14 protein-coding genes are annotated in these 12,715 nt (G+C 65.9%); 9 read left to right on the top strand and 5 right to left on the bottom strand.

The annotated features are described in order from the left end of the window. Positions 1-128: 128 nt before the first annotated feature. Positions 129-710, top strand: coding sequence for a malonic semialdehyde reductase (locus tag ACT6UX_RS08930; RefSeq protein WP_444774797.1), 582 nt, complete (start codon positions 129-131; stop codon positions 708-710). A 1-nt stretch (position 711) separates the two neighbouring features. Here the strand turns inward: ACT6UX_RS08930 and ACT6UX_RS08925 are convergent, their stop codons facing one another. After that, on the bottom strand, positions 712-1,407 hold the full coding sequence (locus ACT6UX_RS08925) for a LysE family translocator (protein WP_298318356.1): 696 nt from the start codon (positions 1,405-1,407) through the stop codon (positions 712-714). 7 nt (positions 1,408-1,414) lie between these two features. After that, complete coding sequence (pdxY, locus tag ACT6UX_RS08920) at positions 1,415-2,278, bottom strand: pyridoxal kinase PdxY (protein ID WP_444774796.1); 864 nt, start codon at positions 2,276-2,278, stop codon at positions 1,415-1,417. 68 nt (positions 2,279-2,346) lie between these two features. On the opposite strand from pdxY, the gene ACT6UX_RS08915 reads away from it, so the two are divergent. From ACT6UX_RS08915 to ACT6UX_RS08885, 7 genes are all read left to right on the top strand, one after another. Next, on the top strand, positions 2,347-3,228 hold the full coding sequence (locus tag ACT6UX_RS08915) for an HpcH/HpaI aldolase/citrate lyase family protein (protein ID WP_444774795.1): 882 nt from the start codon (positions 2,347-2,349) through the stop codon (positions 3,226-3,228). 11 nt (positions 3,229-3,239) lie between these two features. Then, positions 3,240-4,328 (top strand): MaoC family dehydratase, encoded by a 1,089-nt coding sequence (locus tag ACT6UX_RS08910; protein ID WP_444774794.1) that lies wholly within the window; start codon positions 3,240-3,242, stop codon positions 4,326-4,328. A gap of 133 nt (positions 4,329-4,461) precedes the next feature. Continuing rightward, complete coding sequence (gene sdhC / locus ACT6UX_RS08905; protein WP_444774793.1) at positions 4,462-4,860, top strand: succinate dehydrogenase, cytochrome b556 subunit; 399 nt, start codon at positions 4,462-4,464, stop codon at positions 4,858-4,860. A gap of 10 nt (positions 4,861-4,870) precedes the next feature. Then, entirely contained in the window at positions 4,871-5,257 is a 387-nt protein-coding gene (sdhD, locus tag ACT6UX_RS08900) for a succinate dehydrogenase, hydrophobic membrane anchor protein (RefSeq protein ID WP_444774792.1), read from the top strand. Between the two features lie 3 nt (positions 5,258-5,260). Beyond that, complete coding sequence (gene sdhA / locus ACT6UX_RS08895) at positions 5,261-7,105, top strand: succinate dehydrogenase flavoprotein subunit (RefSeq protein ID WP_444774791.1); 1,845 nt, start codon at positions 5,261-5,263, stop codon at positions 7,103-7,105. Between the two features lie 32 nt (positions 7,106-7,137). Further along, complete coding sequence (locus ACT6UX_RS08890; protein WP_444774790.1) at positions 7,138-7,917, top strand: succinate dehydrogenase iron-sulfur subunit; 780 nt, start codon at positions 7,138-7,140, stop codon at positions 7,915-7,917. Positions 7,918-7,972: 55 nt separating this feature from the next. After that, the gene (locus ACT6UX_RS08885; protein WP_444774789.1) at positions 7,973-9,001 is read left to right on the top strand and encodes an amino acid ABC transporter substrate-binding protein; all 1,029 of its coding nucleotides are present in this window, start codon (positions 7,973-7,975) and stop codon (positions 8,999-9,001) included. 163 nt (positions 9,002-9,164) lie between these two features. Here ACT6UX_RS08885 and ACT6UX_RS08880 read toward each other — a convergent pair whose 3' ends face one another. After that, on the bottom strand, positions 9,165-10,769 hold the full coding sequence (locus ACT6UX_RS08880) for a serine hydrolase domain-containing protein (RefSeq protein WP_444774788.1): 1,605 nt from the start codon (positions 10,767-10,769) through the stop codon (positions 9,165-9,167). 80 nt (positions 10,770-10,849) lie between these two features. Between ACT6UX_RS08880 and ACT6UX_RS08875 the strand changes: the two genes are divergently transcribed. Further along, entirely contained in the window at positions 10,850-11,659 is an 810-nt protein-coding gene (locus ACT6UX_RS08875) for an enoyl-CoA hydratase/isomerase family protein (RefSeq protein WP_444774787.1), read from the top strand. Here the strand turns inward: ACT6UX_RS08875 and ACT6UX_RS08870 are convergent. Further along, positions 11,656-11,844 carry a DUF1289 domain-containing protein gene (locus tag ACT6UX_RS08870; protein WP_444774786.1) on the bottom strand — a complete coding sequence of 63 codons (189 nt, stop codon included), beginning with the start codon at positions 11,842-11,844 and terminating at the stop codon, positions 11,656-11,658. The genes ACT6UX_RS08875 and ACT6UX_RS08870 overlap by 4 nt on opposite strands. Before the next feature lie 7 nt (positions 11,845-11,851). Continuing rightward, positions 11,852-12,502 (bottom strand): polyhydroxyalkanoate synthesis repressor PhaR, encoded by a 651-nt coding sequence (gene phaR / locus ACT6UX_RS08865; protein ID WP_444774785.1) that lies wholly within the window; start codon positions 12,500-12,502, stop codon positions 11,852-11,854. Between the last annotated feature and the right edge of the window lie 213 nt (positions 12,503-12,715).

Here is a 12,715-nt window from a genome sequence, read left to right as displayed (position 1 = left end):
GCACAATTCGTGCAATGCAATGGTGGCCGCGAAAGGGCGGGTTCCGAAACCGTAACTCGCTCACGCCGCGGCGTCTCGACCGCGCGACGGCGCTTCGCTACGGTTCACCAACACCTGAGGGGATTTTAATGCTCGACGACAAGGCGCTTGCCACCATCTTCCGCGACGCCCGCACGCACAATGGCTGGCTCGACAAGCCGGTGACCGACGACCAGCTGCACGCGATCTACGATCTCATGAAATGGGGCCCGACCTCGGCCAACTGCCAGCCCGCGCGGATCGTGTTCGTGCGCACCAAGGAGGGCAAGGAGAAGCTCAAGCCGGCGCTGAGCGCGGGCAACACCGAAAAGACGATGACCGCGCCGGTGACGGCGATCCTCGCCTACGATCCAGAGTTCTTCGAACACCTGCCGCGGATGTTCCCTCATGACCAGACCGCCATCCACTGGTTCAAGGGCAAGCCGGCGGCCGAGCCGACTGCCTTCCGCAACGGCACCCTGCAGGGCGCCTACCTGATCGTCGCGGCCCGCGCGCTGGGTCTCGACTGCGGTGCCATGAGCGGCTTCGACAATGCCAAGGTCGACGCGGCGTTCTTTCCCGACGGCAAGTTCAAGACGAACTTCCTGTGCAACATCGGCTTCGGCGATCACTCGAAGGTGTTCGCGCGCAGCCCGCGTTTCGAATTCGACGAGGTCTGCAAGATCGTCTGAGCTAGATCCCGAAGAAGGCGCCGATCTTCTTCCAGGGCAGCGGCAGCAGGGAAATCAAGGCCGCCAGCCCGAAGCCCAGGATGATGGCGCCGGACCCGCGGTTGAGCCACAGCAGCCCGGCGCCGGTGAAGCGGCCGCGCAGCGCCACCGACGCCGTGCAGATGATCGTCCACCAGGCCAGCGCGCCGCAGAACACGGCGGCGACCAACAGGGTGGCGTCGGGCAGGCTCGCGCCGACGCCGGCCAGGTTGCGGCCGGCGAAGGCGGCGCCGAAGGCCATCACGGTGAGAGGATTGAACACCGTGATGAAGAAGCTCGAACTGGCATAGTGGAAGTGCGTCGAGAACTGGTGCTCGCGGTCGTCGGCGACGGGATCGCCGACATTGCGCGGCCGATGGCGCATCGTGGTCCAGCCCATGATCACCAGCACGAGGCCGCCGATCCCCAGCAGCCAGGCTTCGCGCTCGATCACGAACTGCTGCACGAAGGACAGGCCGAACGCCGCCACCGCGCCGAACACCGCGTCACCCAGCGCCGCGCCGATGCCGGTCATGTAGCCGGCCATGGCGCCGACGGTGATGGAACGCCGCATGCAGAGCACGGCCGCCGGCCCGACCGGCACGGCGATCAGGAAACCGATCGCCGCCCCTTCGATGGCGAGCGCAAGAGGGTTGAACACGAAACCGGGCACGGTCATCGCGCGCCTACAGCTTCTCGGCCCTGAACGCACGCGGCGGTGCGACCAGCCGGTCCTGGGCCGCCACCAGCTGCAGTTCGCGCTCGCCCATCGCATGTGTGGCTTCCAGCACCGCGAAGATCGACGAAGCGGCCTTGCCGAGCGCGTCCGCAATCTCGTCGCCCGAGATCCAGTGCGCGGTGAAGAGGGCGGCGACGGCATCGCCAGTGCCATTCGGGGCGATCTCGAAGCCGATCATCGGCGTTGCCACGCGCCAGGCGGTCTCGCGCGTCACCGCCACCATCTCGATCGTGTCCGGCGGGGCATCGGCGCGGCGCAGGCTGGTGATCAGGGCGAGCCGCGGGCCCCGGCGCTCTCCCTGGAGCAGGGTGCGCGCGGCCGCCAGCGCCTCGTCCATGGTCGAGACGGTGCGGCCGGTCAGGTGTTCGAGCTCGAAATGGTTGGGTGTCACGAGGTCGGCGGCCGGAATCGCGCGATCGCGGAAGAAGGTATCAATGCCCGGCTTGACGTAGATGCCGGTGTCGATGTCGCCCAGGACCGGATCGCAGCACCAGACGGCGCGCGGATTGGCCGCCCGCACACGGCGTGCGGTATCCAGGACGACATCGGCCAGCGCCGCGTCACCCACATATCCCGTAAGCAAGCCATCGCAGCGCGAGAATTGACCCAACGCTTCGATGCCCTGCACGATCTCTGCGACCTGCTCCGCCGAGGCCGCGCGACCGCGCCAGGCGCCATAGCCCGTGTGGTTCGAGAATTCGACCGTGTTCACCGCCCAGACTTCGTGGCCCAATCGTTGCAGGGGAAAGGCAGCTGCACGATTGCCGACGTAGCCGTAGGCGACATGGCTCTGGAGGGAGAGGAAGCGCATGGCCGGCGCCACCTTGCCACAAGGAAGGCCGTCATTATAGTCCGCCGCGTTTTCGGGGAGGCCTAGAGATGTCGAAGTCCGTCCGTCCGCGCCGCAGCGTGCTCTACATGCCCGGCGCCAATACGCGTGCACTGGAAAAGGCGCGCACCCTGCCGGCCGATGCGCTGATCTTCGACCTCGAGGACGCGGTGGCGCCCGATGCCAAGGAGGCAGCGCGCGCCAATGTGGTGGCCGCGGCGCAGAGCAGGGGCTACGGCAAGCGCGAGATCGCGATCCGCTGCAACGGTCTCGCGACGCCTTGGGGCGCGGCCGACATCACCGCGATCGCCAAGTCGGGCGCCGATGCGGTCGTGGTGCCGAAGGTCGAGAGCGCGGCTGAGGTGGCGAGCGTCATCGGCCTGCTCGATGCTGCCGGCGCGCCCGAGTCGATGGCGGTCTGGGCGATGATGGAAACGCCGAAGGGCATCCTGCGCGCCGAAGAGGTGGCGGGCGCCCATCCGCGGCTCACCCTCTTCATCATGGGCACCAACGATCTGGTGAAGGACATGCGCGCGCGCCACACGCCGATGCGCCTGCCGATGATCACGGCGCTTGGCCTCGGCATGCTTGCCGCCCGCGCCCACGGTCTCACCATCCTCGATGGCGTCTATAACGACATCCAGGATGCCGAAGGCTTCCGCGCCGTCTGCCAGCAGGGGCTGGAGATGGGCTTCGACGGCAAGACGCTGATCCATCCCACGCAGGTCGAGCCCTGCAACGAGGTGTTCGCGCCCTCCGCGGCCGAACTGGAAATGGCGGCCAAGATCGTGACGGCGTTCAAGGCGGCGCAGGCCGAAGGCAAGGGCGTCGTCACCGTCGACGGGCGCATGATCGAGAACCTTCACGTCGATCAGGCCGAGCGCGCGCTGGCGCTCGCCACCGCGATCAAGGAACTGCAGGCCGCCCCATGAGTCCCACGAGCATGAGCCCCAAGAGCACTGGCAAGACCAGCACCAGCAAGACCAACAACGGCAACTTCTTCGAGGATTTCCGCGTCGGGCAGGAATTCCACCATGCCACGCCGCGGACGCTGACCGAGGCCGATGCGGCGCTGAACATCGCGCTCTACGGTTCGCGCTTCGCCATCAACTCTTCGGACGTGTTTGCCCAGGCAATCGGCCTGCCGCGCGCGCCGCTCGACGACATGCTCGTCTTCCATGTGGTGATCGGCAAGACGGTCCCGGACATCTCGCTGAATGCCGTCGCCAATCTCGGCTACGCCGAGTTCCGCTGGGGCGTGCCGGTCTATCCGGGCGACACGCTGTCGGCGAAGTCGACCGTGCTGGGCCTGCGCGAGAATTCGAACAAGACCAGCGGCGTCGTCTGGGTGCGCTCGACCGGCGTCAACCAGAAGGGCGAAATGGTGCTCGACTATGTGCGCTGGGTGATGGTGCACAAGCGCGATCCCGAGGCGCCGGTGCAGGCGCCCCTCGTGCCGAAGACCGCACCGGCGGTGAAGCCGGAGGATCTCGTGGTGCCTGCCGGCCTCTCGCTCGCAGGCTATGACGACGGCGCGGCCGGTTCGTCGCATCGCTGGGAAGATTACGCGCCGGGCGAGCGCATCGACCATGTGAGCGGCCTCACGCTCGAGGACTCCGACCACATGTTCTCGACGCGGCTCTACCAGAATACCGCACGCGTGCATTTCGACGCTTTCGCCGGCAAGCAGACGCGCTTTGGCCGCCGTCTCGCCTACGGCGGTCACGTGATCTCGCTGATGCGCGCGCTGTCGTTCAACGGGCTGGCCAACGGTTTCCGGGTCGCCGCCTTCAACGCCGGCAGTCACGTTGCCCCGACCTTTGGAGGTGACACGATCTATGCCTGGTCCGAAGTGCTGGAGACCGCGCCGTTGCCGGGTCGCGACGATGTTGGCGCTCTGCGAATGAGAAGCATTGCGGCGAAGGATTGCCCGTGTGGCGAGTGGCCGGGCAAGGGTGCGGATGGCAAATACCATCCGGCGGTGGTGCTCGATCTCGACTATTGGCTGCTGATGCCGAGGCGCAAAGCCTAGCCGACCGCCCGGCAGGCGGATTCCCGCTTGCAAATCCGGGACTTAACGCCACGCAACGCCGACATTCGTTGACTTGATGCGGCTGCGCGCTAAAAACAGCGCCAGCCGATATCGGCATTAGAGGTCATTCCGGATGAGCGTCGCCAACCGGCCGGTGCATCGGCCGCTTTCTCCGCATCTGCAGGTCTATCGACCGCAGCTCACCTCCATGCTTTCAATCCTGCATCGCGCCACAGGCATCGCGTTGTCGGTGGGGGTGCTCTATCTCGCCGTCTGGGTGATGTGCGCGTCTGCGGGCCCCGAGACCTATGCGAAGTTCCAGGGCTTCAACAGTTCGATCGTCGGCCGCTTCGTGCTGGGCGGCTGGCTGTTCTGCATGTTCTTCCACCTGTTCAACGGCATCCGGCATCTCTTCTGGGATGCGGGCTACGGCTTCGAGATTAAGGACGCTTATCGCAGCGGCTGGCTGGTCGTGGTGGCTTCCCTCGTGGTGACGGCGATCTCGTGGATCGTCGGCCTGCGGCTGATCTGAGGAGCGACGGATGAACAGCGATCTCAGAAGCCCCCTCAATCGCGCGCGCGGCCTCGGCTCGGCCAAGAGCGGCGTACATCACTTCTGGGTGCAGCGCCTGACGGCGCTCGCCCTGATCCCGCTCGTGATCTGGTTCGCCATCTCGCTCGTAACGATGAGCGGTGCCGACTACGGCATGGTGCGTGCCTGGATCGGATCGCCGGTCGCGATGGTGCTGCTGATCCTGACGATCGTCATCGGACTGCATCATGGCCAGCTCGGCCTCCAAGTCGTGATCGAGGACTATGTCCACAATGACGGCGCCAAGCTGGCGCTGATCGTGGCGGTGAAGTTTATCGCGGTCTTGTTCGGGCTGGCTGCCGTCGTGGCCATCATGCGTATTGGATTCGGAGGCTAAGTCATGGCCGAGGCGAGCAGCGGCAAGAGCAACCCGCCCGTCGCGGGTACCGTCAACATCGGTAACACCGCGTACAAGGTGATCGACCACGAATACGACGTGGTCATCGTCGGTGCCGGTGGCGCCGGTCTTCGCGCGACCTTCGGCATGGCCAACAAGGGCTTCAAGACGGCCTGCATCACCAAGGTGTTCCCGACCCGCAGCCACACCGTGGCGGCGCAGGGCGGCATCTCCGCGGCGCTGGGCAACATGGGCCCGGACGACTGGCGCTGGCACATGTACGACACGGTCAAGGGCTCCGACTGGCTCGGCGACCAGGACGCGATCGAATATATGTGCCGCGACGGCATCGGCGCGATCATCGAGCTCGAGCATTACGGCGTGCCGTTCAGCCGCACGCCCGAGGGCAAGATCTACCAGCGCCCGTTCGGCGGCATGACGACGGAGTACGGCAAGGGCATCGCCCAGCGCACCTGCGCCGCCGCCGACCGCACCGGCCACGCGATCCTGCACACGCTCTACCAGCAATCGCTACGGAACCACGCCGAGTTCTTCATCGAGTATTTCGCCCTCGACCTGATCATGGACGAAGGCGTGTGCCGCGGCGTCATGGCCTGGAACCTCGACGACGGCACGATCCATCGCTTCCGCGCCCACAAGGTGGTGCTGGCGACCGGCGGCTACGGCCGCGTCTACCAGACGGCGACCTCGGCCCACACCTGCACCGGTGACGGTGGCGCCATGGCGCTGCGTGCCGGCCTGCCGCTGCAGGACCTCGAGTTCGTGCAGTTCCATCCGACCGGCGTCTACGGCGCGGGCTGCCTCATCACCGAGGGCGTGCGCGGCGAAGGTGGCTACGTCACCAACTCGAGCGGCGAGCGCTTCATGGAGCGTTATGCGCCGTCGGCCAAGGATCTGGCCTCGCGCGACGTCGTGAGCCGCTCGATGACCGTCGAGATTCGCGAGGGCCGAGGCTGCGGTCCGAACAAGGATTACATCGAGCTGCACGTCGAGCATCTCGATCCGAAGATCATCCACGAGCGCCTGCCGGGCATCGCCGAGACCGCGCGCATCTTCGCCGGCGTCGACGTCACCCGCCAGCCGATTCCGATCCTGCCGACCTGCCACTACAACATGGGCGGCATCCCGGCGAACTATCACTGCGAAGTCATGACGGTGAAGGACGGCAATCCCAACACCGTCGTGCCCGGCCTGATGGCGCTGGGCGAGGCCGCCTCGATCGGCGTCCATGGTGCCAACCGTCTCGGCTCCAACTCGCTGCTCGAACTGGTCGTTTTCGGCCGCTCCGCTGCCAATCGCGTGGCCGAGCAGATGACGCCGGGCCAGCCGCACAAGGACATGCCGCGCGCCGGAGAGGAGGCGATCGCCCGCCTCGACAAGGCCCGCCACGCCAACGGCGGCACGTCGACCGCCCAGCTGCGCGCCATGATGCAGAAGACCATGCAGAACGACTGCGCGGTGTTCCGCACGACCAAGACCCTCGACGAGGGCTGCGTCAACATGGACAAGGTGTTCGCCGGCAAGGACGACATCAAGGTCAAGGACCGCTCGATGATCTGGAACTCCGATCTCATGGAGACGCTGGAGTTCGAGAACCTGATCCTCCAGGCGCAGGGCACGATCCGCTCGGCCGCCAACCGCAAGGAAAGCCGCGGCGCCCACGCGCAGGAAGACTTTCCGAGCCGCGACGATAAGGAATGGCTGAAGCACACGGTCGTCTGGGTCGACGAGAAGACCGGCAAGACCCGCATCGACTATCGTCCGGTCAACCTGCAGCCGATGAGCAACGACGTCCAGTCGTTCCCGCCAAAAGCCCGCGTGTACTAACCGCCCGCGTGTACTGAGTTCGAGAGGACCAAATGGCCGAGTTCACTCTTCCCGCCAATTCCAAGGTCGGCGTCGGCCAGACCTACGCCGCTCCGGCGGGCGCCAAGAACATCCGGAAGTTCAAGGTCTACCGCTGGACCCCGGAGGACGGGAAGAACCCGTCCGTCGACACCTACGAAGTCGACATGGACACCTGCGGGCCGATGGTTCTCGACGCGCTGATCAAGATCAAGAACGAGATGGACAGCTCGCTCACCTTCCGGCGTTCCTGCCGCGAGGGTGTGTGCGGTTCGTGCGCGATGAACATCGACGGCACCAACACGCTGGCCTGCACCAAGTTCATCGACGAGATGAAGGGCGACATCAAGATCTACCCGCTGCCGCACATGCCGGTGGTCCGCGATCTGGTGCCCGACCTCAACGTGCCCTACGCCCAGCTCACCTCGATCGAGCCGTGGCTGAAGTCTTCCACCCAGCCGCCGACGCGCGAGCGCCTGCAGTCGCCGGAGGAGCGCGCCAAGCTCGACGGCCTGTGGGAGTGCATCCTGTGCTTCTGCTGCTCGACCTCGTGCCCCAGCTACTGGTGGAACGGCGACCGCTATCTGGGGCCGGCCATCCTGCTGCAGGCCTATCGCTGGATCGCCGACAGCCGCGACGAAGCCAAGGGCGAGCGCCTCGACAATCTCGAGGATCCGTTCCGGCTCTATCGCTGCCACACGATCATGAACTGCACCAAGACCTGCCCGAAGAGCCTGAATCCGGCCAAGGCGATCGCCGAGATCAAGAAGCTGATGGTCGAGCGCACCATCTAGGCGGCGCGTCTTTTGCTATGCTGAAGCCACCGGGAGATAAAAGGGGGCTTCAGCAATGTCATTCAAATCCATCACCGTAGCGGCCGCGCTCGCAGGGTCGCTAGCACTTGCAACGGGGCCGGCGTCGGCCGGCCAGACCTTCGACGCGGTCAAGGCCAAGGGCTTCGTCCAGTGCGCGGTCAACACGGGGCTGGCCGGCTTCTCCTTCGCCGACAGCCAGGGCAAATGGACCGGCCTCGACGTCGATCTCTGCAAGGCGATCGCCGCGGCGATGTTCGGCGACGCCGAAAAGGTCAAGTTCACCCCCACCACCTCCCAGCAGCGCTTCGTCGCCCTGCAGTCGGGCGAGGTCGACGCCATCACCCGCAACGCGACGCAGACACTGCTGCGCGACACCTCGCTCGGCTTCAACATCGCCGGCGTGAATTTCTACGACGGCCAGGGCTTCATCGTGCCGGCCAAGAGCAACATCAAGAGCGCCAAGGATCTGAACGGCGCCACGGTCTGCGTCCAGCCGGGCACGACGACCGAGCTCAACCTCGCGGACTATTTCCGCAAGAACAAGATGACCTTCAAGCCGGTGCTGATCGAGAAGCTCGACGAGCTGCTGCAGGCCTATGCGTCAGGCCGCTGCGACACCTATACGACCGACGCGTCGGGGCTCGCCGCGGTGCGCGCGGGCCAGCTTGCGGGCAAGGGCGAGCATGTCATCCTGCCCGAGCGCATCTCCAAGGAACCGCTCGGCCCGATCGTGCGCCACGGCGACGACCAGTGGTTCGATCTCGTGAAATGGACCCTGATGGGGATGATCGAGGCCGAGGAGATGGGCATCACGTCCAAGAACGTCGACGAGATGCTGAAGAGCGACGATCCCGCGGTGAAGCGTTTCCTCGGTGTCACGCCGGGCTTCGGCAAGGCCGCCGGTGTCGACGAGAAGTGGATGTACAACGTCATCAAGCAGGTCGGTAACTACGGCGAGAGCTACGACCGCCATGTCGGCCCGGCCACGGCGCTCAAGCTCGAGCGCGGCCAGAACGCGCTGTGGACCAACGGCGGCCTGATGTACGCGATCCCGTTCCGCTGATTTGGAGTTCAAAAAATTTCCGTCGTCTCGACCGTAGCGCGCAGCGCGGAGTGGAGAGACCTTCTCTCCCCAATTAGCCGGCTTTTGGTGGAACGAAGGTCTCTCCGCTCCGCCTCGCTGCGCTCGGCTCCGGTCGAGACGACGGTTTTATTTTTTGAGAGCTTCACGGCGTGAGATCGAACCGCATCTTCTTGATGCGGCCGGTCGAGACCTCGAGCGCGGCGATTTTGCCGTCGCGGTCGCGGACCAGATGGGCGAGCTGGGTGGCCTTGATCCAGCTGCCCGGCGATTCGACCTCCACCGTGTCGGCGTCGAGGCCGCGCACGATCCACGTCGCACCGCCCGAGATCAACGGTCCGCCGACTTCCATCGTCCAGTCCTTGCCGTCGCGCGTGATGCGCCACACTGCAGAGCAGTCGGACGAGACATAGGTGCCGGCGAGGTCGGCCGGTACGGCCGCGCGCTTGGCGAGCGTGTCGAAGGTGACGATGCGCCCGGCGCCGAGATCGACCTTGAGCGTGCCCTTGGGGCCGGGCTTCAGGGCGAATTCGTAGGAGCCGCGTTCGGCCGCCAGCCAGCCGCCGGCACGGCGGCCCAGCGCGAAGGGCATGCCATTCTGTGTCACGACCGCCTCGCCGTTGCGCCAGGCCAGGTCGAACAGCGACGGTTCCGCCGCGTTGAACCAGGTCCCGGCGAGCGGCTTGATCTCTGCCGCCGTGATCGGCGGCAGGGCCGGCTTCATCCTCCTGTCGTCTTCCAGGGCGAGCGCCGCGATGGTGCGGGCGCGCCGCCACGGATCGATGCTGCCCAGATTGGCGATGACCACGACGGTCAGCCCGGCCTTCGGCACGCGCAGGAACTCCGTGCGGAAGCCCGGCCACAGGCCGCCATGGCCGACCGTCTGCAGGCCACGCAGCTCCTCGACCGCGACGCCGCGGCGGTAGTTGTTGGCATGGCCGCCGGTGAGCCCGGCGATGGCGGTGAGCTGGGTGGGAATCGTCTTGCCCAGGATTGGCTTGTCGAAGTGCCGGCTCCAGATCAGCAGATCCTCGACGGTCGAGGTGAGGCCGCCTTCGCCACCCTGCGGATAGGCATGGGCGGCACGGCGGAAGCCCTGCTCGCGGTCCCCGAGATAGCCGGTGGCGAGGTTCGGGATCACGGCGTCGATCTCGGCGACCAGAGAGGTCTGCGCCATGCCGAGCGGCTTGAAGATTCGTTCGGCCAGGACCTCGCCCAGCTTCTTGGCCGCAAGCTTCTCGACGATCAGGCCGAGCAGCAGGAAATTGGTGTTGCTGTAGAGGAAGCGGCTGCCCGGCGCGAAATTGAGATGTCGGTTGCGCGTGCAGGCATCGAACAGGTCCTCGGGCCGCGCCGGCTTGTCGAGCCCGTGACCGCCCAGTCGCAGCAGCTCGAGGAAATCGGGCAGGCCGCTCGAATTGCGCATCATCTGGTCGATCGTGACCGGCAGCGGCGGCAGCTCGGGCAGGTATTTGTGCGGCGGATCGGAGAGCTTGAGCTTGCCTTCGGCCGCCAGCATCAGGGCGGCCGTCACCGTGAACTGCTTGCTCACCGAGGCGATGCGGAAGCGGGTGTCGGGCCGGATCGGCACGCCGAGCTCGATGCTGGCCAGGCCGAAGCCCTTGCAGAACTCGATCCCGCCGCCGCGCATCACGCCGACGACGGCGCCGGGCGAACCGGGCTTGGTGTAAGGGGCAAACAACGCGTTGACGCGGCGCTCGAAGACGGCGGATTCAATGGCTTTCGACATGCAGGCCAGTCAATCGAAGCGGCTCGCCCTTGTAAAGGCGAGCCGTTAGGCTTGCGCAAAGAGTCGGAAGGAAACGCACGATGGATCGTCAGTTCGTCAGGATCGAGAAGGGGCTGGGCCCGCAGGGGCGCATCGCCGTCGTGCGTTTCGACCGCGGCGACAACATCAATGCGCTGAGCCAGCAGGCGATGCGCGAGCTGCGCGACGTGCCGCGCGCGTTCGAGGATGATCTCGAAACCTCGGTCGTGATCCTGACGGGCTCATCCAAGGCCTTCTCCGCCGGCTTCGACCTCAAGGACACAGACGGCCGTGCCCGCGACGGCCTGCCGATCGGCGAGCGCATCCATCGCCAACGTCTGGGGCCGAAGATGTGCAAGGCGTGGCAGGACATGGACCAGATCACGATTGCCGCGATCGAGGGTCACTGCATCGGCGGCGGCGCGGCGCTGGTCGTGTCGCTGGACTTCCGCACCTGCGGCCGCTCGGCGCATTTCCGCATTCCCGAAATCGAGCTGGGCATGAACATGAGCTGGGGCTCGATCCCGCGGATGCTGGCGCTGATGGGCCCGGCGCGCACCAAGCAGGCGGTGATCCTGGCGTCCGACCGGATCGGTGCGGCTGAGGCGCTCGACTGGGGCCTGGTCGAGAACGTCGTGGACGACGGCCAGGCGCTCGCCGCGTCGATGGCGTTCGCCGAACGCATCGCGCGCCAGCCGCCGATTCCGGTGCGCATGACCAAGACCACCGTCAACCGCCTTGCCCATGCGCTCGACGATCTCGGCAGCCACATGGATGCCGACCAGAACGTGCTGACCGGCCTGACCGAGGACTACAAGGAAGGCACCGCGGCCTTCCGCGAGAAGCGCAAGCCGTCGTTCAAGGGACGTTAGAACTTCCGGGTCGGCAGCTGGTCGACGATGGCTTGGCGCGCGGGATCGTCGAGCATCGCCCAGCGGCCGATCTCGTCGATCGTGCGCCGGCAGCCGAGGCAAAGGCCGCTCTTCTGATCGAGCTTGCAGATGCCGATGCAGGGCGACATCACGCGACGGACCATGGACGATGGCGACGACGTCATGGAGCGGTCAGGGCTTCTTGCCGAGTTCCGCGAGTTGGCTCTGCAACTCGTCGAGCTTGCGCTTCAGGTCGTCGATCGCCGTTTCGCCGGAGGCTGCCGAAGTTTCCGAAGGCTTGGGCGCCTCGTGGCCGTTCGCCGCTGCCGGCGGCGAGGCCTGGCCATCGGGCTGGCCGCCGGGCCCCGTGCCGAACGGGTTGAACATCCGCATGGCGTTCTCGAACATCGCCATGTTCTGCTTGCCCATCGACTCGAACTGCTGGAACGGATTGAAGCCGAAGGCATTCTGCATGTAGCGCCGCATCTGGTCCTGGTTGCGGGCGAACTGCGTCATCGACATTTCGAGATATTGCGGCACCACGCCCTGCAGGCTGTCGCCGTAGAAGGAGATGAGCTGGCGCAGGAACGGGATCGGCAGCAGCGTCTGGCCGCCCTTGCTCTCTTCCTCGAAGATGATCTGCGTCAGCACCGAGCGCGTGATCTCGTCGCCGGTCTTGGCGTCGTAGACGACGAAGTCGGTCTTGTCCTTCACCATCTGGGACAGATGATCCAGCGTCACATAGGCCGAGGTCGCGGTATTGTAGAGCCGCCTGTTCGCGTACTTCTTGATCACCACCGGCGCCGCTTTCGGTCCGCCGTCGGGTACTGCCTGGTCGGCCATTACGCTTCGCTCCTCTAGCTCCCGCGCGCTGTGAACGCTCGTTTACTCAGGGACGGGCACCTTAGCGCCGATGCCGCAGTGCGACAACCCGGCCTTCGCCGATGGAAGCAGCGCTGGCACGGCTATGCGTTATAGTGCGGACATGGTCTCCGGAAACGACGACAAGACGGCTGGTACAACCGACTCCGGCGCCGAGTTCGACAGGCTGGCCCG

The sequence above is a fragment of the Reyranella sp. genome (assembly GCF_052439685.1).
GTDB lineage: Bacteria > Pseudomonadota > Alphaproteobacteria > Reyranellales > Reyranellaceae > Reyranella.
Note: the sequence above shows the minus strand (reverse complement) of the source record. Positions and strands in the feature narration are given on the sequence as shown.

What these genes read in the sequence shown, in the direction of transcription:
- ACT6UX_RS08915 (WP_444774795.1), top strand. Translation starts at nt 2,347, where the DNA reads ATGTCGAAGTCCGTCCGTCCGCGCCGCAGCGTGCTCTACATGCCCGGC.
- ACT6UX_RS08870 (WP_444774786.1), bottom strand. Translation starts at nt 11,844, where the DNA reads ATGACGTCGTCGCCATCGTCCATGGTCCGTCGCGTGATGTCGCCCTGC.
- sdhC (WP_444774793.1), top strand. Translation starts at nt 4,462, where the DNA reads ATGAGCGTCGCCAACCGGCCGGTGCATCGGCCGCTTTCTCCGCATCTG.
- pdxY (WP_444774796.1), bottom strand. Translation starts at nt 2,278, where the DNA reads ATGCGCTTCCTCTCCCTCCAGAGCCATGTCGCCTACGGCTACGTCGGC.
- ACT6UX_RS08930 (WP_444774797.1), top strand. Translation starts at nt 129, where the DNA reads ATGCTCGACGACAAGGCGCTTGCCACCATCTTCCGCGACGCCCGCACG.
- ACT6UX_RS08925 (WP_298318356.1), bottom strand. Translation starts at nt 1,407, where the DNA reads ATGACCGTGCCCGGTTTCGTGTTCAACCCTCTTGCGCTCGCCATCGAA.
- phaR (WP_444774785.1), bottom strand. Translation starts at nt 12,502, where the DNA reads ATGGCCGACCAGGCAGTACCCGACGGCGGACCGAAAGCGGCGCCGGTG.
- ACT6UX_RS08880 (WP_444774788.1), bottom strand. Translation starts at nt 10,769, where the DNA reads ATGTCGAAAGCCATTGAATCCGCCGTCTTCGAGCGCCGCGTCAACGCG.
- ACT6UX_RS08910 (WP_444774794.1), top strand. Translation starts at nt 3,240, where the DNA reads ATGAGCCCCAAGAGCACTGGCAAGACCAGCACCAGCAAGACCAACAAC.
- ACT6UX_RS08890 (WP_444774790.1), top strand. Translation starts at nt 7,138, where the DNA reads ATGGCCGAGTTCACTCTTCCCGCCAATTCCAAGGTCGGCGTCGGCCAG.
- sdhD (WP_444774792.1), top strand. Translation starts at nt 4,871, where the DNA reads ATGAACAGCGATCTCAGAAGCCCCCTCAATCGCGCGCGCGGCCTCGGC.
- sdhA (WP_444774791.1), top strand. Translation starts at nt 5,261, where the DNA reads ATGGCCGAGGCGAGCAGCGGCAAGAGCAACCCGCCCGTCGCGGGTACC.
- ACT6UX_RS08885 (WP_444774789.1), top strand. Translation starts at nt 7,973, where the DNA reads ATGTCATTCAAATCCATCACCGTAGCGGCCGCGCTCGCAGGGTCGCTA.
- ACT6UX_RS08875 (WP_444774787.1), top strand. Translation starts at nt 10,850, where the DNA reads ATGGATCGTCAGTTCGTCAGGATCGAGAAGGGGCTGGGCCCGCAGGGG.